The sequence below is a fragment of the Methylobacterium carpenticola genome (assembly GCF_042748905.1).
Classification (GTDB): domain Bacteria; phylum Pseudomonadota; class Alphaproteobacteria; order Rhizobiales; family Beijerinckiaceae; genus Methylobacterium; species Methylobacterium carpenticola.
Genome location: NZ_JBHZEO010000001.1, coordinates 6,112,984 through 6,132,659 on the forward strand (window position 1 = coordinate 6,112,984; position 19,676 = coordinate 6,132,659).

At 69.6% G+C, this 19,676-nt stretch carries 17 protein-coding genes; 13 read left to right on the forward strand and 4 right to left on the reverse strand.

Translation table 11 applies throughout. The features are described 5' to 3' along the window. Positions 1 to 46: 46 nt before the first annotated feature. The 4 genes from tig to lon all read left to right on the forward strand — a co-directional run bounded on the left by tig (position 47) and on the right by lon (position 6,404). Positions 47 to 1,465 (forward strand): trigger factor, encoded by a 1,419-nt coding sequence (gene tig, locus ACE101_RS28330; protein WP_379136984.1) that lies wholly within the window; start codon positions 47 to 49, stop codon positions 1,463 to 1,465. A 111-nt stretch (positions 1,466 to 1,576) separates the two neighbouring features. Beyond that, a complete protein-coding gene (locus ACE101_RS28335; RefSeq protein ID WP_379136987.1) occupies positions 1,577 to 2,206 on the forward strand; it encodes an ATP-dependent Clp protease proteolytic subunit in 630 nt (209 codons plus the stop codon). Between the two features lie 236 nt (positions 2,207 to 2,442). Beyond that, positions 2,443 to 3,714 carry an ATP-dependent Clp protease ATP-binding subunit ClpX gene (clpX, locus tag ACE101_RS28340; RefSeq protein WP_379136990.1) on the forward strand — a complete coding sequence of 424 codons (1,272 nt, stop codon included), beginning with the start codon at positions 2,443 to 2,445 and terminating at the stop codon, positions 3,712 to 3,714. A 266-nt stretch (positions 3,715 to 3,980) separates the two neighbouring features. After that, entirely contained in the window at positions 3,981 to 6,404 is a 2,424-nt protein-coding gene (gene lon, locus ACE101_RS28345; protein WP_379136993.1) for an endopeptidase La, read from the forward strand. Positions 6,405 to 6,497: 93 nt separating this feature from the next. Here lon and ACE101_RS28350 read toward each other — a convergent pair whose 3' ends face one another. After that, a complete protein-coding gene (locus ACE101_RS28350) occupies positions 6,498 to 7,985 on the reverse strand; it encodes an NAD(P)H-hydrate dehydratase (RefSeq protein WP_379136997.1) in 1,488 nt (495 codons plus the stop codon). 182 nt (positions 7,986 to 8,167) lie between these two features. On the opposite strand from ACE101_RS28350, the gene ACE101_RS28355 reads away from it, so the two are divergent. The 7 genes from ACE101_RS28355 to rpmG all read left to right on the forward strand — a co-directional run bounded on the left by ACE101_RS28355 (position 8,168) and on the right by rpmG (position 15,437). Beyond that, positions 8,168 to 8,506: a P-II family nitrogen regulator gene (locus ACE101_RS28355; RefSeq protein WP_012336219.1), complete on the forward strand. Its 339-nt coding sequence runs from the start codon at positions 8,168 to 8,170 to the stop codon at positions 8,504 to 8,506. Between the two features lie 112 nt (positions 8,507 to 8,618). After that, a complete protein-coding gene (gene glnA / locus ACE101_RS28360) occupies positions 8,619 to 10,031 on the forward strand; it encodes a type I glutamate--ammonia ligase (protein ID WP_379137000.1) in 1,413 nt (470 codons plus the stop codon). Positions 10,032 to 10,276: 245 nt separating this feature from the next. Then, complete coding sequence (gene rnr, locus ACE101_RS28365) at positions 10,277 to 12,562, forward strand: ribonuclease R (protein WP_379137003.1); 2,286 nt, start codon at positions 10,277 to 10,279, stop codon at positions 12,560 to 12,562. Continuing rightward, positions 12,559 to 13,071 (forward strand): DUF983 domain-containing protein, encoded by a 513-nt coding sequence (locus ACE101_RS28370; protein WP_379137005.1) that lies wholly within the window; start codon positions 12,559 to 12,561, stop codon positions 13,069 to 13,071. The genes rnr and ACE101_RS28370 overlap by 4 nt, the downstream gene beginning before the upstream one ends. After that, positions 13,007 to 13,762, forward strand: coding sequence for an NUDIX hydrolase (locus ACE101_RS28375; RefSeq protein WP_379137008.1), 756 nt, complete (start codon positions 13,007 to 13,009; stop codon positions 13,760 to 13,762). The genes ACE101_RS28370 and ACE101_RS28375 overlap by 65 nt, the downstream gene beginning before the upstream one ends. 214 nt (positions 13,763 to 13,976) lie before the next feature. Continuing rightward, positions 13,977 to 15,143 (forward strand): MFS transporter, encoded by a 1,167-nt coding sequence (locus ACE101_RS28380; protein ID WP_379137011.1) that lies wholly within the window; start codon positions 13,977 to 13,979, stop codon positions 15,141 to 15,143. A 126-nt stretch (positions 15,144 to 15,269) separates the two neighbouring features. Beyond that, positions 15,270 to 15,437, forward strand: a complete 168-nt coding sequence (gene rpmG / locus ACE101_RS28385; protein ID WP_127731156.1) for a 50S ribosomal protein L33 — start codon at positions 15,270 to 15,272, stop codon at positions 15,435 to 15,437. A gap of 55 nt (positions 15,438 to 15,492) precedes the next feature. Here the strand turns inward: rpmG and ACE101_RS28390 are convergent, their stop codons facing one another. From ACE101_RS28390 to ACE101_RS28400, 3 genes are all read right to left on the reverse strand, one after another. Beyond that, positions 15,493 to 15,957, reverse strand: coding sequence for a hypothetical protein (locus ACE101_RS28390; protein ID WP_379137014.1), 465 nt, complete (start codon positions 15,955 to 15,957; stop codon positions 15,493 to 15,495). 254 nt (positions 15,958 to 16,211) lie between these two features. Continuing rightward, a complete protein-coding gene (locus ACE101_RS28395) occupies positions 16,212 to 17,585 on the reverse strand; it encodes a PleD family two-component system response regulator (protein WP_379137016.1) in 1,374 nt (457 codons plus the stop codon). Positions 17,586 to 17,598: 13 nt separating this feature from the next. After that, complete coding sequence (locus tag ACE101_RS28400; RefSeq protein ID WP_015933713.1) at positions 17,599 to 17,979, reverse strand: response regulator; 381 nt, start codon at positions 17,977 to 17,979, stop codon at positions 17,599 to 17,601. A gap of 170 nt (positions 17,980 to 18,149) precedes the next feature. Between ACE101_RS28400 and ACE101_RS28405 the strand changes: the two genes are divergently transcribed. Next, entirely contained in the window at positions 18,150 to 18,395 is a 246-nt protein-coding gene (locus ACE101_RS28405; protein WP_379137018.1) for a DUF3572 domain-containing protein, read from the forward strand. Beyond that, positions 18,392 to 19,672, forward strand: a complete 1,281-nt coding sequence (locus ACE101_RS28410) for a DNA polymerase IV (RefSeq protein WP_379137021.1) — start codon at positions 18,392 to 18,394, stop codon at positions 19,670 to 19,672. Before ACE101_RS28405 ends, ACE101_RS28410 begins: the two co-directional genes overlap by 4 nt. Positions 19,673 to 19,676: the final 4 nt, after the last annotated feature.

The window sequence follows — 19,676 nt, forward strand, 5'->3', positions numbered from 1 at the left end:
GGATCCGCCAGGGCGGTCCGGATTCGAAAGAGGCGGAACGACGACGATGCAGGTGACCGAGACCAAGGCCGAGGGGCTGACGCGCGAGTTCCAAGTGGTGCTCGCCGCGGCCGAACTCGAGGATCGGCTGGCGACCGAACTCGCCGGCATCAAGGACAAGGTCCAGCTGAAGGGCTTCCGCCCCGGCAAGGTGCCGGTCGCCCATCTGCGCCGCGTCTACGGCCGCTCGCTCATGGCCGACGTGGTGCAGAACGCCGTCAACGAGGCCAACCAGAAGATCCTCGAAGAGAACAAGCTCAAGCTCGCCCTCGAGCCGCGCATCCAGATGCCGGAGGACAAGGACGAGATCGAGAAGGCGCTCGACGCCAAGGCCGACCTCGCGTTCACGGTCGCCCTCGAGGTGATGCCGAGCTTCGACCTCGTCGACCATTCCGACATCACCCTGACGAAGCCCGTCGCCGCGGTGGGCGACGAGGAGGTCGACGCCGCCATCGCCCGCATGGCGCAGCAGAACCGCTCGTTCAGCGACCGCCCCGAGGGCGGCTACGCCGAGACCGGCGACCGGGTCGTGATCGACTTCGTCGGCCGCATCGACGGCGAGGCGTTCGAGGGCGGCAGCGCCGAGGACGCCAACCTCGATCTCGGCTCCAACACCTTCATCCCGGGCTTCGAGGACCAGCTCCTCGGCGCCAAGGCCGGCGAGCAGCGCACCGTCACGGTGACCTTCCCGGCCGACTACCCGGCCGAGCACCTCGCGGGCAAGGAAGCGGTCTTCGACGTGACCGTGAAGGCCGTGCAGACCCCGGGCGAGACCACGATCGACGACGAGCTCGCCAAGACCTTCGGCCTCGAGAGCCTCGACAAGCTCAAGGAGGCGGTCCGCACCTCGCTCTCCTCCGAACTCGACGCGCAGTCGCGCCGCCGGGTGAAGAAGGCCCTCCTCGACGCCCTCGACGGCCGCTACGCCTTCGACCTGCCCCCGACCCTGGTGCACCAGGAATTCGCGGCGGTGTGGGCGCAGGTCGAGGCCGACCTGAAGGCCCGCGGCAAGACCTTCGAGGACGAGGGCACCACCGAGGAGAAGGCGCAGGCGGAGTACCGCCGGATCGCCGAGCGCCGCGTGCGCCTCGGCCTGGTGCTTGCGCAGGTCGGCGAGAGCGCCGATATCAAGGTGCCGGATGAGGAGGTGAACCAGGCGCTCATCGCCCGGCTTCGCCAGTTCCCGGGGCAGGAGCGCGAGGTCTACGACTTCTACCGCAAGAACCCCCAGGCGATGGCCGAGCTTCGCGCGCCCCTGTTCGAGGAGAAGGTGGTTGACCACGTTCTCGGGCAGGTCAAACTCGTCGAGGAGCCGGTCTCCAAGGAGGCGCTGTTCGCCGACGACGAGGACGAGGCGCCTGCCGCCGAGACCGCGTCCGAGGCCGGTGCGTCCCCGGATGCCACCACCGAGACCAGCGCGGCCTGATCCGGCCCGCGGCCCTGCCGGGCGGCGGACGGACGGCCCGGAGGGCTCACCGATCCGCCGACCCCCGGCCGCAGCGGCGCGGCCGGGTTCCCCAGCACCAGGGCCATCCCGATGAGAGACCCCGTCGACTTCTACAACAGCGCGCTCGTCCCCATGGTGGTCGAGCAGTCGAGCCGCGGCGAGCGCGCCTTCGACATCTATTCGCGCCTGTTGCGCGAACGCATCATCTTCCTGACCGGGCCGGTCGAGGACTACTCCGCCTCGCTCATCGTGGCGCAGCTGCTGTTCCTCGAAGCCGAGAACCCGAAGAAGGAAATCTCCTTCTACATCAACTCGCCGGGCGGCGTGGTGACGTCGGGCCTGTCGATCTACGACACGATGCAGTTCATCCGCTGCCCCGTGGCGACGCTCTGCGTCGGCCAAGCCGCGTCGATGGGCTCGCTGCTCCTGGCCGCCGGCGAGCCCGGCCACCGCTTCGCGCTGCCGAACGCCCGCATCATGGTGCACCAGCCCTCGGGCGGCTTCCAGGGCCAGGCCACCGACATCCTGATCCATGCCCGCGAGATCGAGGCCCTGAAGCGGCGCCTCAACGAGATCTACGTGAAGCACACGGGCCGCGACTACGACGCGATCGAGCAGGGCCTGGAGCGCGACAATTTCATGACCGCCGAAGCCGCCAAGGAGTGGGGCCTCATCGACGAGGTGCTCCAGAAGCGCGCGGATCCGGCGCCCGCCGCCTGACCCGGAACGGGCACCGCCCCCAAGGGATTACGATCCCGCGGGCGATGCGGCCTTTTGGCGAGGCCGTGTCGCTTTCGTGGGATTGATCCGGAGGTGGCTGCGTGTTTGCATCGCGGTTCTGCGTCGGGCACCCGGCGCGTATGCGAAGGCGGTGACTGTTTCTTTAGTCGGGTGTCACTATCTAGAGGGACGCGGCCCCCGCTTCGGCGGGGCCCGTCGGGGACTTGGAGACCCATATGAGCAAGGCTGGCGGCAACGACTCGAAGAGCACGCTGTACTGCTCGTTCTGTGGCAAGAGCCAGCACGAGGTCCGCAAGCTGATCGCGGGCCCGACCGTCTTCATCTGCGATGAGTGCGTCGAGCTGTGCATGGACATCATTCGCGAGGAATCGAAGTCCTCGCTGGTGAAGTCGCGGGACGGCGTACCGACCCCGAAGGAGATCCGTCGGGTTCTCGATGACTACGTCATCGGACAGGATTTCGCCAAGAAGGTGCTGTCCGTCGCGGTACACAACCACTACAAGCGGCTGGCGCACGCGACGAAGCACAACGACGTCGAACTCGCGAAGTCGAACATCCTGCTGATCGGGCCGACGGGCTCGGGCAAGACGCTGCTGGCGCAGACGCTCGCCCGCATCCTCGACGTGCCCTTCACCATGGCGGATGCGACGACGCTGACCGAGGCCGGCTATGTCGGCGAGGACGTCGAGAACATCATCCTCAAGCTGCTCCAGGCCTCCGACTACAACGTCGAGCGGGCGCAACGCGGCATCGTCTACATCGACGAGATCGACAAGATCTCGCGCAAGTCCGACAACCCGTCGATCACCCGCGACGTGTCGGGCGAGGGCGTGCAGCAGGCGCTCCTGAAGATCATGGAGGGCACCGTCGCCAGCGTGCCGCCGCAGGGCGGCCGCAAGCACCCGCAGCAGGAGTTCCTCCAGGTCGACACGACCAACATCCTGTTCATCTGCGGCGGCGCCTTCGCGGGGCTGGAGCGGATCATCTCGGCCCGCGGCAAGGGCACGTCGATCGGCTTCGGCGCCACCGTGCAGGCCCCGGATGACCGCCGCACCGGCGAGATCTTCCGCAACGTCGAGCCCGAGGATCTGCTGAAATTCGGTCTGATCCCCGAATTCGTCGGCCGCCTGCCGGTGCTCGCCACCCTCGAGGACCTCGACGAGACCGCCCTCAAGCGGATCCTCCAGGAACCCAAGAACGCACTGGTCAAGCAGTACCAGCGCCTGTTCGAGATGGAGAACGTCGATCTGACGTTCCAGGAAGAGGCGCTGACGCTGGTCGCCCGCAAGGCGATCGAGCGCAAGACCGGCGCCCGCGGCCTGCGCTCCATCCTGGAGAGCATCCTCTTGGAAACGATGTACGACCTGCCGGGCCTCGAGTCGGTCGAGCAGGTGGTCATCGGCCCCGAGGTGGTCGAGGGCAAGGCAAGACCGCTCTACATCCACGGGGACCGCAACAAGGATGCCCCGGCGAGCGTGAGCGCCTGACGGCTTGGAAAGGCCGCCGCAGAAGCGGCGGCCTTTCCTGTCTCAACTCCCATGCGGCCGGGGTGGCACGGCGCTTGAAAGACACAGCGCCCGCAACCACCTGAGAGCTAACGCGGCGGCCGCATGCTCACTCGGAGGTGCGGTGCCGCGGCCCGGCCGCCTCCCCCCTCCGACCCTGCGGCCCGGTCGTCCCCCCGTACCGTGTGCTTCTCGCCGATTGATCGAAGGCGCGGAACGTCGGGAGTCATCATCAAGGAAGTCAGTCAATGACCCAGCCGAAATCGCGCCAGCCCGTCGTCCCCGGTTCGACCGGGACCTACGCGGTTCTGCCGCTGCGCGACATCGTGGTCTTCCCGCATATGATCGTCCCGCTCTTCGTGGGCCGCGAGAAGTCAATCCGCGCGCTGGAGGAGGCGGTGCGCGCCGACCGCCACATCCTGCTCGCCACCCAGGTCAACGCCACCGACGACGACCCGGCCACCGACGCCATCTACACGATCGGGACGCTCGCCTCGGTTCTCCAGCTGCTCAAGCTGCCCGACGGCACCGTGAAGGTGCTGGTCGAGGGCGCCGGCCGGGCCAAGATCCGCTCCTTCGTGCGCTCGGACGAGTATTACGCCGCCGAGGCCGAGACCCTGTCGAACGACCTCGGCGACCGGATCGAGGCCGAGGCCCTGGCGCGCTCGGTGATCTCGGAATTCGAGAACTACGTCAAGCTCAACAAGAAGATCTCGCCCGAGGTGGTCTCGGCGGTGATCCAGATCGACGAGCCCTCCAAGCTCGCCGACACGGTCGCCTCGCACCTCGCGGTCAAGATCTCCGACAAGCAGGCGATCCTCGAGATCCCGACCGTCGCGGAGCGCCTGGAGCGCGTGCTCTCGCTCATGGAGAGCGAGATCTCGGTGCTGCAGGTCGAGAAGCGCATCCGCACCCGCGTCAAGCGGCAGATGGAGAAGACCCAGCGCGAGTACTACCTGAATGAGCAGATGAAGGCCATTCAGAAGGAACTCGGCGACGAGGACGGCCGCGACGAGCTGGCCGAGCTCGAGGACAAGATCGAGAAGACCAAGCTGTCGAAGGAGGCCCGCGACAAGGCGATGGCGGAGCTGAAGAAGCTGCGCCAGATGTCGCCGATGTCGGCCGAGGCGACGGTGGTGCGCAACTATCTCGACTGGATGCTCGGCATCCCGTGGGGCAAGCGCTCGAAGATCAAGAAGGACCTCGTCGGCGCGCAGAACCTGCTCGATTCCGATCATTTCGGGCTCGACAAGGTCAAGGAGCGCATCGTCGAGTACCTCGCGGTCCAGCAGCGCGCCAACAAGCTCACCGGCCCGATCCTGTGCCTCGTCGGCCCTCCCGGCGTCGGCAAGACCTCGCTCGGCAAGTCGATCGCCAAGGCCACGGGCCGCGAGTTCGTGCGCATGTCGCTCGGCGGCGTGCGTGACGAGGCCGAGATCCGCGGTCACCGCCGGACCTATATCGGCTCGATGCCCGGCAAGATCGTGCAGTCGATGCGCAAGGCCAAGACCTCGAACCCGCTCATCCTGCTCGACGAGATCGACAAGATGGGCATGGACTTCCGCGGCGACCCGTCCGCGGCGCTCCTCGAGGTGCTGGACCCCGAGCAGAACGCCACCTTCAACGACCATTACCTCGAGGTCGATTACGACTTGTCGAACGTGATGTTCGTGACGACGGCGAACACGCTCAACATCCCGCCGGCGCTCCTCGACCGTATGGAGGTGATCCGCATCGCCGGCTACACCGAGGAGGAGAAGGTCGAGATCTCCCGCCGCCACCTGATCCCGAACACGCTGAAGAAGCATGGTCTCGCGGTGAAGGAGTGGTCGATCGCCGATGACGGCCTCCTGCTGCTGATCCGCCGCTATACCCGCGAGGCGGGCGTGCGGAACCTGGAGCGCGAGCTGTCGAACCTCGTCCGCAAGGCGGTCAAGGAGATCCTGATCTCCAAGGTCACCAGCGTGACGGTGACCGCCGACAACCTCGACACCTTCCTGGGTCCGGCGCGGTTCCGCTACGGCGAGGTCGAGACGGACGATCAGGTCGGCGTGGTCACGGGGCTGGCCTGGACCGAGGTCGGGGGCGAGTTGCTCACGATCGAAGGCGTCATGATGCCCGGCAAGGGCAAGATGACGGTCACCGGCAACCTGCGCGACGTGATGAAGGAATCGATCTCGGCGGCGGCGTCCTACGTCCGCTCGCGGGCGGTCGATTTCGGGGTCGAGCCGCCGATGTTCGAGCGCCGGGACATCCACGTCCACGTGCCGGAGGGGGCGACCCCGAAGGACGGGCCCTCGGCCGGCATCGCCATGGCGACGGCGATCGTCTCGGTCATCACCGGCATCCCGGTGCGCCGCGACATCGCCATGACCGGCGAGGTCACGCTGCGGGGCCGCGTGCTCCCGATCGGCGGGCTGAAGGAGAAGCTCCTGGCGGCTCTGCGGGGCGGCATCAAGACGGTGCTGATCCCCGAGGAGAACGCCAAGGACCTCGCCGACATCCCGGCCAGCGTGAAGAACGGCCTGGAGATCGTCCCGGTCGCGCGCATGGACCAGGTGCTGGAGAAGGCCCTGATCCGGCTGCCCGAGGCGATCGAGTGGGACGAGGCGCTGGCCCCCAAGACCCCGGCCCGCGGCGAGGACGAATCCTCGGGGCTGGTCGCGCACTGATCGCGCGCTTGAGCTGAACGCGTGAGAAGGGCCCCGGACGGCGACGTCCGGGGCCCTTCTGCTTTCGACACCAGATGGGCGCGCGGCAGTAGCCTAAGCGAGCAGGGCCGCCAGCACCCGCGGCATCAGCTCCGGCAGATCCTCCGCGATCAGGCCCGGCCCGTAGTGGCGACCCGCCTCGGCATGCATCCACACCGCCGCGCAGGCTGCCTCGAAAACGGGCATCCCCTGGGCGAGGAGCCCGGCCACGAATCCCGTGAGCACGTCCCCGGCCCCGGCCGTGCCGAGCCAGGGCGTGCCGTTGTGGTTGATGGCCGCTCGCCCGTCCGGCGCGGCGATCACCGTGTCGGCGCCCTTGAACACCAGTACGCCGCCGATGAAGGCGGCGGCGGCCCGCGCCCGCTCCAGCTTCGAGCCGGCCGGCACCGCCGCGACATCATCGAACAGCCGCGCGAACTCCCCCGCATGCGGGGTCAGCACGGCCTGCGATCCGCTCTCCCGCAGGAGCCGCGCGAGGTCGCCGGCCCGGCCCTTGAAGCTCGTCAGGGCATCCGCGTCGAGGACGAGGGAGCGCTCCGCCTCCGCCATCACCCGCACGATTTCCCGCGTCGCGCCGCCGCTGCCCAGCCCCGGCCCCGCCGCGATGGCGTTGAGCCGCTCGTCCACGAGCAGGTCCTCCAGGTCGTCGGCGCCGTTGCAGGGACGCAGCATGATGGCCGTGAGATGCGCCGCGTTCTCGGCGAGCGCCGTCTCGGGGGAGACGACGGTCACGAGGCCGGCGCCGATCCGCAGCGCCCCGCGGGCCGCGAGCCGCGCCGCGCCGGTGCGCGTCGCCGGCCCCGACACGACAACGGCGTGGCCGCGGGTGTATTTGTGGCTCGCATCGGTCAGGCGCGGAAAGTGCTTCTCCCAGAGGGCCGGGCCGTTCGCGAAGGTGCGCGCGCCGAGCCCCGCCACGATTGCGTCCGGAATGCCGATCTCCGCCAGCGTGACCGGCCCGCACAGATCGCGGCCCGGCAGCAGCAGGTGCCCGGGTTTGAGCCGCGCGAAGGTGACGGTCTCGGCCGCCCGCACGGCCGTGCCGCGCGGCTCGCCCGTGTCGCCGTCGAGGCCCGAGGGAACGTCCACCGCGAGAACCGGCACCCCGGCGCGGTTGACGCGCTCGATCAGCGCCCGGGCCTCGCCCTCCACCGGGCGGGTCAGCCCGGCGCCGAACAGGGCGTCGATCACCAGATCGTAGCCGGCCGGCTCGAGGCCTGCCGCATCCGCGACCGGGCCCGTCCAAGCGTCCGCGGCCGCGGCGGCGTCGCCCACGAGGGCCGCACGGTCGCCCAGCAGCGCCACCGCGACGGCGCGGCCCGAGGCGGACAGGTCGGTCGCGGCCACGAAGCCGTCGCCGCCGTTGTTGCCGGGCCCGCAGAGCACGAGGATGCGGGCCCCCTCCCCCGTCAGTGCCAGCGCCCGGGCGGCCACGGCGGCGCCGGCCCGGCGCATCAGCGCGAAGCCGCCGGTGCCCGCCGCGATGGTCACGGCATCGGCCCGCCGCATCTCCGCATTGGTCAGCACTTCGGTTGTCGCCATCGCGGCCATCCTCGGAATCCTCCGATGCGGGACTCTAGACGCGGCATCTGCACAACAATCGCGCAGGATGCGCCTATTCGCTGGGCGCTTCTCGGGGGACGCGCCGGAAAACATCATGGCGGCCGGCGCGGCGCGATGCTAGGAATGCGGCAGGAACCGTTGCAGAACCAGGCCCGCCCGGCATGAAGAAGATCGAAGCGATCATCAAGCCCTTCAAGCTCGACGAGGTGAAGGAAGCCCTTCAGGAGGTCGGCCTCCAGGGGATTACGGTGATCGAGGCGAAAGGGTTCGGCCGCCAGAAAGGGCACACCGAACTCTACCGTGGGGCGGAATACGTGGTGGATTTCCTCCCCAAGGTGAAGCTGGAGATCGTCCTTCCCGACCACCTCGTTGACGGAGCGGTTGACGCCATCCGCAAATCCGCGCAGACCGGCCGCATCGGCGACGGGAAGATCTTCGTGTCGTCGATCGAGGAGGCCATCCGGATCCGCACGGGCGAAACGGGCGCCGACGCGATCTGATTTCCCGGTCCGCCTGACCTCCTCTCCATTTCCAGACCGCGGTCCCCGCATGTGCGGGGCCCGTGGATTTGTGACGGCCTGAGCGCCGGCTCTAGGAAGGGGTCAAAAGGGAATGACCAAGACTGCCACGGAAGTCCTTAAGGAGATTAAGGACAACGACGTGAAGTACGTCGACTTCCGCTTTACCGATCCGCGCGGCAAGTGGCAGCACGTCACCTTCGACGTGTCGCTGGTGGACGAGGAGATCTTCGCGGAAGGCACGATGTTCGACGGTTCGTCGATCGCCGGCTGGAAGGCGATCAACGAATCCGACATGCTGCTGATGCCCGATCCGGCGACCGCCTGCATGGACCCGTTCTTCTCGGCCGCGACGATGTCGATCGTCTGCGACGTGCTGGAGCCGGCGACGGGCGAGCCCTACGGCCGCGACCCGCGCGGCATCGCCAAGAAGGCCGAGGCCTTCGTGAAGGCGAGCGGCATCGGCGACACCATCTTCGTCGGCCCCGAGGCCGAGTTCTTCGTGTTCGACGACGTCCGCTTCTCGGCCGATCCGTACAACACCGGCTTCAAGCTCGACTCGGTCGAGCTGCCGATCAACGGCCAGACCGAGTACGAGGGCGGCAACCTCGGCCACCGCATCCAGATCAAGGGCGGCTACTTCCCGGTTCCGCCGCAGGATTCGGCGCAGGACATGCGCGGCGAGATGCTGGCCGCCATGCAGTCCATGGGCGTCAAGGTCGAGAAGCACCACCACGAGGTAGCCTCGGCCCAGCACGAACTCGGCATGAAGTTCGACACGCTGACGCTGATGGCCGACCAGATGCAGATCTACAAGTACTGCATCCACAACGTCGCCCAGAGCTACGGCAAGACCGCGACCTTCATGCCGAAGCCGGTCTACGGCGACAACGGCTCGGGCATGCACGTCCACCAGTCGATCTGGAAGGAAGGCAAGCCGCTCTTCGCGGGCAACAAGTACGCCGACCTCAGCCAGGAATGCCTGTGGTACATCGGCGGCATCATCAAGCACGCCAAGGCGCTCAACGCCTTCACGAACCCGTCGACCAACTCCTACAAGCGGCTGGTCCCGGGCTACGAGGCGCCGGTGCTGCTGGCCTATTCGGCCCGCAACCGCTCGGCCTCCTGCCGGATTCCGTGGACGACCTCGCCGAAGGCCAAGCGCGTCGAGGTCCGCTTCCCCGATCCGATGGCGAACCCCTACCTCGCCTTCGCGGCCATGCTGATGGCGGGCGTCGACGGGATCGTGAACAAGATCGATCCCGGCCCGGCCATGGACAAGGACCTCTACGACCTGCCTCCGGCGGAACTCAAGGAGATCCCGACCGTGTGCGGCTCGCTTCGCGAGGCGCTGAACTCCCTCGATGCCGACCGCGAGTTCCTCAAGGCCGGCGGCGTCTTCAACGACGACTTCATCGACTCGTTCATCGAGCTGAAGATGACCGAGGTGCTGCGCTTCGAGATGACGCCGCACCCGATCGAGTTCGTGCACTACTACTCGCTCTGATCCATCCGGATCGTGAGACGAACCGGGGGCCGGAGCGATCCGGCCCCTTTTTCGTGCCCGGCCTCCGTCTCCTGCGGGGCCGCGCGGGATCGCGGGCCCGGCTCCGGCCGCCGTCGGCCGGCCGCTCCGGTTGCTCAGGACGGTCCGAGATCCCATATTCCGATGAAGAGGTTGGACCCGCGCGGGGCCGGAGGGTGTCGCGGAGCCGGTCGTCGCTCTCCCCCACTCCTCACGAAGTCTCTCTCTTGGCCAAACGCACCGCTCCGAACGCCGATCACGGCACCCTTCCCTCCCGCGAGGCCATCCTCGCCTTCATCGCCGAGTCCACCACCAAGGTCGGCAAGCGCGAGATCGCCAAGGCCTTCGGCCTCAAGGGCGCCGACAAGCTCGAACTCAAGCGCCTGCTCGCGGAGCTGAAGGACGAGGGCGCGGTCGAGAAGGACCGCTCCGGCCTGCGCAAGGCCGGGCGCCTGCCGCCCGTCCTCGTCGCCGACATCGATTCGCGCGACCGCGACGGCGAGTTGCTGGCCCGTCCGGCCCAGTGGGACGCGGAGGCCGGGCCCGCCCCGAAGATTCTCGTGATGGTGCCCCGCGGACGCCGCTCGGGCGCGCTGCCGGCGCCCGGCATCGGCGACCGGGCGCTCCTGCGGGTCGAGCCGGACCGCGAGGCGCCCGGCCGCTACATCGGCCGCGTGGTGAAGCTCATCGGCCGCAACAAGGCCGAGGTGCTCGGCATCTACCGCGCCCTGGAGAAGGGCGGCGGGCGGATCCTGCCCGTCGACAAGCGGGCGCAGGGGCGCGAGATCGCGATCCCGCCCGGCCAGGAGGGCGAGGCCACCGACGGCGATCTCGTCACCGTGGCGCTCGCCCGGGACACCCGCTTCGGCCTCCCGCAGGGCCGGGTGAAGGAGCGGCTCGGGGCGATCAATTCCGAGAAGGCCGTGAGCCTGATCGCGCTCCACGCCCACGGCATCCCGCACGTCTTCCCCCGCGAGGTGCTGGCCGAGGCCGAGCAGGCGGCGCCGGCCGGGATGGAAAATCGCGAGGATTGGCGCGACGCGCCCCTGGTCACCATCGATCCGCCGGACGCCAAGGACCACGACGACGCCGTGATGGCGGTGCCGGACGCGGATCCGGCCAATCCCGGCGGCTTCGTCGTGACCGTCGCCATCGCGGACGTGGCCGCCTATGTGCGCCCCGGGAGCGCCCTCGACCGCGAGGCGCTGGCGCGCGGCAACTCGGTCTACTTCCCCGACCGCGTCGTGCCGATGCTGCCCGAGCGCATCTCCAACGATCTCTGCTCGCTCCGCCCTGCCGAGGACCGGCCGGCGATCGCGGTGCGCCTCGTCATCGGGGCGGACGGGCGCAAGAAGCGCCACAGCTTCCACCGGGTGATGATGCGCTCGGCCGCCAAGCTCGCCTATGCGCAGGCGCAGGCGGCGATCGACGGCCAGCCGGACGACGTCACCCGCCCGCTGCTGGGGACGGTGCTGCGCCCGCTCTGGGAGGCCTACCGGGCGATGGCGAGCGCCCGCGACCTGCGCGGCCCCCTCGCCCTCGATCTTCCCGAGCGCAAGGTGATCCTCGACGCGGAGGGGCGGGTCGACCGGGTGATCGTGCCCGAGCGGCTGGAGGCGCATCGCCTCATCGAGGAGTTCATGATCCAGGCGAACGTCGCCGCCGCCGAGACCCTGGAGGAGAAGGCCCAGGCCCTCATCTACCGGGTCCACGACGAGCCCTCCCTGGAGAAGATGCGGGCGCTCGGCGAGGTGCTGGCCTCGATCGGCATCAAGCTGCCGAAGGAAGGCGTGCTGCGCCCCTCCCTGTTCAACCGCATCCTCGGTCTCGTGGACGGGACCGAGCACCAGATCTTCATCAACGAGGTGGTCCTGCGCTCGCAGGCGCAGGCCGTCTACGCCCCGGAGAATGTCGGGCATTTCGGCCTCGCCCTGCGCCGCTACGCCCATTTCACCTCGCCGATCCGGCGCTACGCCGACCTCGTCGTGCATCGGGCCCTGATCCGGGCGCTGCGGCTCGGGCCGGACGGGCTGCCCGACATGAGCGCGGGCGAACTCGCCGAGGTCGGCCAGCAGATCTCCAACGCCGAGCGCCGCGCCATGGCCGCCGAGCGCGAGACCATCGACCGGCTGATCGCCCAGCACCTCGCCGACCGGGTCGGCGCCACCTTCGCGGGCCAGATCTCGGGTGCCACCCGCGCGGGGCTGTTCGTGAAGCTCACCGAGACGGGGGCGGATGGTTTCGTGCCGGTCTCGACGCTGGGAGCGGATTACTTCCGCCTTGAGGAGGGCCGGCACGCCCTCGTCGGCGAGCGCACCGGCGAGACCTTCCGCCTCGGCGACCGGGTGACGGTGCGGCTGGTGGAAGCAGCGCCGGTGGCGGGCGCCCTGCGCTTCGAAGTGGTATCGGAGGGGGCACGCGGCGCGCCCGGTCCCCGCCGGGGTCCGCGCCCGGGGCGCCCGTCGCCCCAGCGCCGCGAGGGTCTGACCAAACGAAGGGGGAAGCGGGCGTGATCGAGATCGACGGCAAGGCCGCCCCCGCACCGCAGCCCGCGGAGGTGCCCTGGCACCGCGCGGTGGTGCGGGGCTTCCGCAACCGCTGCCCGCATTGCGGGGAGGGTCGCGTCTTCGGGCGCTTCCTCAAGGTGCGGGAGGCCTGCGAGGCCTGCGGCACCGAACTGCACCATCACCGGGCCGACGACCTGCCGCCCTACCTCGTGATCTTCATCGTCGGCCATCTCGTCGGGATCGGCATCCTCGAGAGCGAGATGCGCATCGAGGACATCCCGCTCTGGTTCGAACTCACCTTCTGGCCGCTCCTGACCCTGGCGATGGCGCTCGGCCTGCTCCAGCCCGTGAAGGGCGCGGTGGTCGGGCTGCAATACGGCCTTGGCATGCACGGCTTCGCCGCGATACGCCGCAGCAGGGCCGGGACGGGCCCGAGCGGGGAGACACGGGATGGCGCGCGCGACGGCCGAGACGATGGACAGCGGGGCCACGCCCCCGATCTCCGCAGCGCGTGAGCGCAAGCCGACGCTCCGGCCGAAGAACGCCGCGACGCTGATCATCCTCGATCATTCGAAGCGCAAGCCCAGCGTCCTGATGGGGCGGCGCCACGACGGCCACAAGTTCATGCCCGGCAAATACGTGTTCCCGGGCGGCCGCATCGAGCTGGCCGACCGGCACATGCCGGTGGCGGGCACCCTCAACGACCGGGCGGAGGCGGCGCTCGCCGCGCGGGTCAGCCGCCCGCCCCACCATCTCGGCCGCGCCCTGGCGCTCGCGGCGATCCGCGAGACCTACGAGGAGACCGGCCTGATGATCGGCACCCGGGATTACGGGGCACCCGAGACCGCGCCGGACGGGCCCTGGGCGGCCTTCCGCGAGGCCGGGGTGATGCCGGATCTGGAGGCGATGCAGTTCATCGCCCGCGCGATCACCCCGCCGGCCCGGCCCAAGCGCTTCGACACCCGTTTCTTCGCGGTCACGCGCGAGGCGGTCGCCGTGGAGGTGCCCGGCATGGTCGGGCCGGATTCGGAGCTGACCGAACTCGCCTGGGTGAGTTTTTCCGAGGCGCGCAAGCTCGACCTGCCGCGCATCACCCACATCGTCCTCGACGAGCTGGAGGCGCGCCTCGCCGCCGGGTTCAGTCCGTTCCTGCCGGTGCCCTACTTCCGCGAGGTGCGCGGCAAGCACACCCGCGAGGAGATCTGATACGGTTTCCGGACGATCACTTTCGGAAACCGTATCACGAGCCGGCGCGGCGCCTGAGCGAGGCCGGTTTCCGCATCGCGAAGCGATCATCCGGAAACCGTATGAGAAAAGCTGCGTCGCGACGGGAAGCTGGCGGGCCTTCCACGCCGGCCCCTGGCTGCGCGGCCGGTTTCGCGCCATATCCGGCCGCCCGGAACGGGGTGGCAGGATCAGGATGCGCGCAGTCACGGCGGAATTCGGCAGGGCGGACGTCGCCTCGATCGCGGCGGCGATCGCCTGCGTGGCGGTGGTCGGGATCGGGCTCAGCCTCTCGATCCCCCTCCTCTCCCTCGAGATGGAGCGGATGGGCCTCTCCAACACGCTGATCGGCATCAACACCGCCGTCGCGGGCCTCGCCAGCATCGTCGTCGTCCCCTTCGTGCCGCGGGTCGCGGCCCGGCTCGGGGTGCTGCCGCTGCTCCTCGGCGCCATCGCGGTGGCGGCGGTCTCGCTCGTCGGCTTCCGGGCGCTGTTCGGCTTCCTGTGGTGGTTCCCGCTGCGCTTCACCTTCTCGGCGGCGCTCGGCGTCCTGTTCGTGCTGTCGGAGTTCTGGATCAACCAAGCGGCGCCCCCGGCCCGGCGCGGCTTGGTGATGGGCATCTACGCCACGGTGCTCGCCCTCGGCTTCGCGGTGGGACCGGGGCTGCTCGGCCTCGTCGGCACGGCGGGCTGGGCGCCCTACCTCGCGGGGGCCGCCCTGTTCGGCGTCGGCGCCCTGCCGCTCCTCCTCGCCCGCGGGCTCTCGCCGGAGATCCCTCACAAGGGGGGGAAGGGCTTCCTCAGCTACCTGCGGGTGGCGCCCTCGGCCACCCTGGCAGCCCTGGTCTACGGCGCCGTCGAGACCGGCGGCTTCGCGATCCTGCCGATCTACGGCCTGCGGCTCGGCTTCACGGCCGAGGAGGCGGCGGGTCTCGTCAGCCTCGCGGCCCTCGGCAACGTGCTGTTCCAGATCCCCGTGGGCCTGCTCTCCGATCACGTCGATCGCCGCAAGGTGCTGCTCACCGCGAGCGGTTGCGGGGCGCTCGGAGCCCTCCTGCTGCCGGCGGGCGCGGGGCAGCCGTGGCTCCTCGGCACCATCCTGCTCCTCTGGGGCGGGATCGCGGGGACGCTCTACACGGTCGGCCTCGCGCATCTCGGCGCCCGCTTCGACGGCGCGGCGCTGGCGGGCGCCAACGCGGCCTTCCTGGTGCTCTACAATGTCGGCCTCGTCCTCGGGCCGCCCCTCGTCGGCGGCGGCATGGACCTCGCCTCCCCGCACGGCTTCGCGTGGTCCCTGGCCGGCCTGTTCATCGCCTATCTCGTCGTGGTGGGTGGGCGCGTGATGCGCGCCGTCCCGGCCTGAGCGGGCGTAGCCGGCTTGACGTCCGGCGGCGGATGGGGCAATCACACCCGGCGTTTCGGCCGGGCCATCCCGGCCCTTTTTGCGTTTCGGTCACCCGGACGCATCCCTGCACAATGAGGTCGCGTCATGGCCAAGGCCGTCACCGTCAAGATCAAGCTCGTTTCGACCGCCGACACCGGCTACTTCTACGTGACGAAGAAGAACTCGCGCACGCAGACCGACAAGCTGTCGTTCAAGAAGTACGACCCCGTCGCGCGCAAGCACGTCGAGTTCAAGGAATCCAAGATCAAGTAACGGCCGGGCATCCCGCCGTTCGGAGAAAGGCCGCCCTCTCGGGCGGCCTTTTTGTTTATCCGAACAGGAGAAGCAGGCCCGGCAGGCTGACGACGCCGGCCGCGCAGCCATAGACCATCCAGAGTCCGGGCTGCTTGGCCGCGAGGCGGCGCAGACGGCGGGCGGTGGCGGAGCCCGTGACGCTGCGGCCGTTCACGCAGGAGCACAGCAGGTGGTGCGCCTCGCCCGTGCTCAGCTCGAAGAAGTCGCGCACGTCCCCGAACGTGTCTCCGGACAGCCCGCTCGCCCGCAGGATCGGATCCGCATAGGCGTAGGCGATCGGCGAGTTGTCGGCCCGGATGGCCGCCCGCATGCGGCGGGGCACGAACTCGATCTCTTCCAGGGTCGTGAAGGCGCGGGTCGGCTCACGGTCGAGGATCTCGGCCCAGCGTTCGAGCCGGGCGCGCCGTCCTTCGAGCAGTCCGGGGACCGGCTCGACGTCGGCGATGTCGCGGAGGTGACGAAGCGGCTGATGTTCCATGCTGGGCATCCTATCGATGCGCGGCGTTCAACCTTGCGCGCTGCTGTCGAACCAGCATGCAACAGACTTCGCGAGGATGCATGTGCGAAGATCGGGGGCGTTTTGACTTCTTTTACTGTCAAGCTTGCTTGGGATGACAGGCAAAGAGATGGCCGAAATCAATGGCCTGAGACACGATCGTCGGCGGCCGAACCCGTGCCACGGTCATGCTCCGAGAACATTGCGTCGTTTCGCCGCAAGTGCTCCGGCCGCCGTCACGCTGCCGCGGCGACGACCCGGTTCCGGCCTTCCTGCTTGGCCTGATAGAGCGCGACGTCGGCACGCTTGAGCAGATCGGCCGGGCCGGCATCGTCGGGATGCCGCACGGCGACGCCGATGGACACGGTCACGTCGATCGCCCGCGTGCCGCCATGGACCGTGAACGGCGCCGCCTCGATCCGCTCGCGGATCCGCTCGGCCACCTGGCGACCGCCGTCGAGGCCGGCATCCGGCACCACCACCACGATCTCCTCGCCCCCGAACCGGGCGACGATATCGATGCCGCGGGTATGGGCCCGGATGCGGTCGGAGAACTGCCGCAGCACCTCGTCGCCGGCATCGTGCCCGAAGCCGTCGTTGATGGTCTTGAAGCGGTCGATGTCGAGGAGGAGGAGCGCGAGCGCCCGCCCGCGCAAGGTCGCCTCGCGGAAGAGGCCGGCAAGATGGCTGTCAAAGTAGCGCCGGTTGTGCAGGCCGGTGAGCCCGTCCGTCACGGCGAGTTCCATCGAGGCCTGCACGGATTCGCGCAGCGAATGCGCGAAGCGCTTGCGGCGCACCTGCGTGCGGACCCGGGCCACGAGCTCGTTCCGGTCGATGGGCCGCACGAGGTAGTCGTGCACGCCGAGGTCGAGGCCGCGCATGATCCGCGAGCGGTCGCCCGCGTCGGCCAGCATCACCACCGGCATGTCGCGGGTCCGGTCGACCGAGCGCAGCTGCGTGCACAGGCGCAGCCCGTCGAAGCCCTCGAAATCGAGGCTCACCAGAGCCACGTCGTAGGCGCCCCCGGTCGCCTTCTCGAGGGCCAGCTGGGGATCGCAGACCACCTCGACGCAATGGTACTGGCAGAGGGCCGCCGCCATCCGGTCGGCGGAGGCGCGCCGGTCGTCGGCGATGAGGAGGTTGGCGTTGAGCCCGGTCTCGGCGGCGGCGGCGGCGAGCGGGTCGCCGAAGCCGAGGTCGCGCGAGGCGAGCGCGCGGTTGCGCAGCTCGTCCGTCATGGCCTTCAGCCGCACGAGGCTGCGCACGCGGGCGAGCAGGGCGGTGTCGTCGATGGGCTTCGTCAGGAAATCGTCGGCGCCCGCGTCGAGACCGCGCAGGCGGTCGCTCGGCTGGTCGAGGGCGGTGACCATCACCACCGGGAGATGCGCCGTGGTCGGCGTGGTCTTCAGCCGGCGGCACACCTCGAACCCGTCCATGCCCGGCATCATCACGTCGAGCAGGACGATGTCGCACAACCCCTTCTCGCAGATCGCGATCGCGTCCGGCCCGTTCATCGCCGAGACCACGTCGAAATATTCGAGCGACAGCTTGGTTTCGAGGAGCTTCAGGTTGGGGAACAGGTCATCGACGATGAGCACGCGTGCCGACATGGAGCGTCGCCTCTCAGCTCTGGCGCTCGTCGCCGAGATAGGTCCGGACGGTGGCGAGGAACTTCGCCACCGAGATGGGCTTCGACAGGTAGGCCTCGCAGCCGCCCTCCCGGATGCGCTCCTCGTCCCCCTTCATGGCGAAGGCCGTGATGGCGATCACCGGAATGCTCTTGAGTTCGTCGTCCTCCTTGATCCACTTCGTGACTTCGAGCCCGGACACCTCGGGGAGCTGGATGTCCATCAGGATCAGGTCGGGACGGTGCTGCCGCGCGAGCTCGATCGCCTCAATCCCGTTCGCGGTCTTGAGAGTCGCGTAGCCATGAGCCTCCAACAGGTCGTTGAAGAGCTTCATGTTCAGCTCGTTGTCCTCGACGATGAGCACCGTCTTCGTCATGGCTCACTGTCTCCGGCGTCGGCGAGACGCATCTGAACCTCCGACGACGCCCGTCCATCCTGTTTAAGCGGCACAAGTTGATGAAACGCAAATCACAGAGTTTTACCAGAGGGAAAGCTCCCCAGGGCGGAGCGCCGAGCCGCGCGGAGGCCGAGGCCCTGGCCGGCGCGGTGTTCGGATTCGTCACCGGCGATCCCGGCCGCCTGATGCGGTTCATGGAGCAGGCGGGCCTGAGCCCCGCCGCCCTGCGGCAGGCCGCCGAGGATCCCGGCCTCCTCGTCGGGCTCCTCGACCACGTCGTGGCGGACCAGGACTTGCTGCTCGCCTGCGCCCAGGCGATCGGCGAGACGCCGGAGCGGATCACGCTGGCATGGCAGCGCCTCGGGCCGCCGCCGCCGGATTCCTTCGGGGCATGACGGCCGGAATCCCGCTCTGCCGCGACTGCGCCCGCCTCACCGGCGGAACCCTGCGCTGCGCCGCCTGCGGGTCGCCGCGCCTCGTCACCCATCCGGAGCGCGACGGGCTCGCCATCGCCCATGTGGATTGCGACGCCTTCTACGCGGCCATCGAGAAGCGGGACGATCCGTCGCTGCGCGACCGGCCGCTCATCATCGGCGGTGGGCGCCGGGGCGTCGTCTCGACGGCCTGCTACATCGCCCGCACCCGGGGCGTGCACTCGGCCATGCCGATGTTCAAGGCCCTGAAGGCCTGCCCGGACGCGGTGGTGCTGCGCCCCGACATGGAGAAATACGTCCGCGTCGGCCGCGAGGTGCGCGGGATGATGCAGGCGCTCACCCCGCTGGTGGAGCCCGTCTCGATCGACGAGGCCTTCCTCGACCTGACCGGCACCGAGCGGCTGCACGGCGCGAGCCCGGCCGTGACGCTGGCGCGCTTCGCCTGCGCGGTCGAGGCACAGGTCGGCATCACCGTCTCGATCGGGCTTGCTCCCAACAAGTTCCTGGCGAAGATCGCCTCCGACCTGGAGAAGCCCCGCGGCTTCTCGGTGATCGGCCGGGCGGAGGCGCAAGCCTTCCTGGCGCCGCGCCCGGTCGGCATCCTGCCAGGCATCGGGCAGGCCGCCGCGGCCCGGCTCGGGAGCCTCGGCATCACCATGGTCGGCGACCTGCTGCGCGTGCCCGTCCCGCGGCTCCAGGCGGCGATCGGGCGCGACGCGGCCCGCCTCGCCGGCCTCGCCCGCGGCGAGGATCCGCGGCGCGTGCAGCCGGTTCGCGAGGCGAAGAGCGTCTCGGGGGAGACCACCTTCGCGGAGGACCTGCGGGATTTCTCCGCGCTGCGCCCGATCCTGTGGCGCCTGTGCGAGACGGTGGCGCGGCGCTTGGTGCGCGCGGACCTCGCCGCCGGCAGCGTGACCCTGAAGCTGAAGGATGCGAGCTTCCGCCTGCGCACCCGCACCCGCTCGGGCCTGCCCCCGACGCAGCTCGCCGACCGGCTCTTCCGGCCCTCCGAGGCGCTGCTGCGCGAGGCCTGCGACGGCACCGCCTATCGGCTGATCGGGGTCGGCGCGGGGGATCTCTGCGAGGCGATCCACGCCGACCGGGGCGATCTCGCCGATCAGGGCGTGCGGCGCGAGGCGAGCCGGGCCGCCGCCGTGGAGGCGCTGCGGACCCGGTTCGGCCCGGCCTCGGTCCAGCGCGGCCTCGCCTTCACGCCAGGCAAGACACCCAAGGCCTGACCCG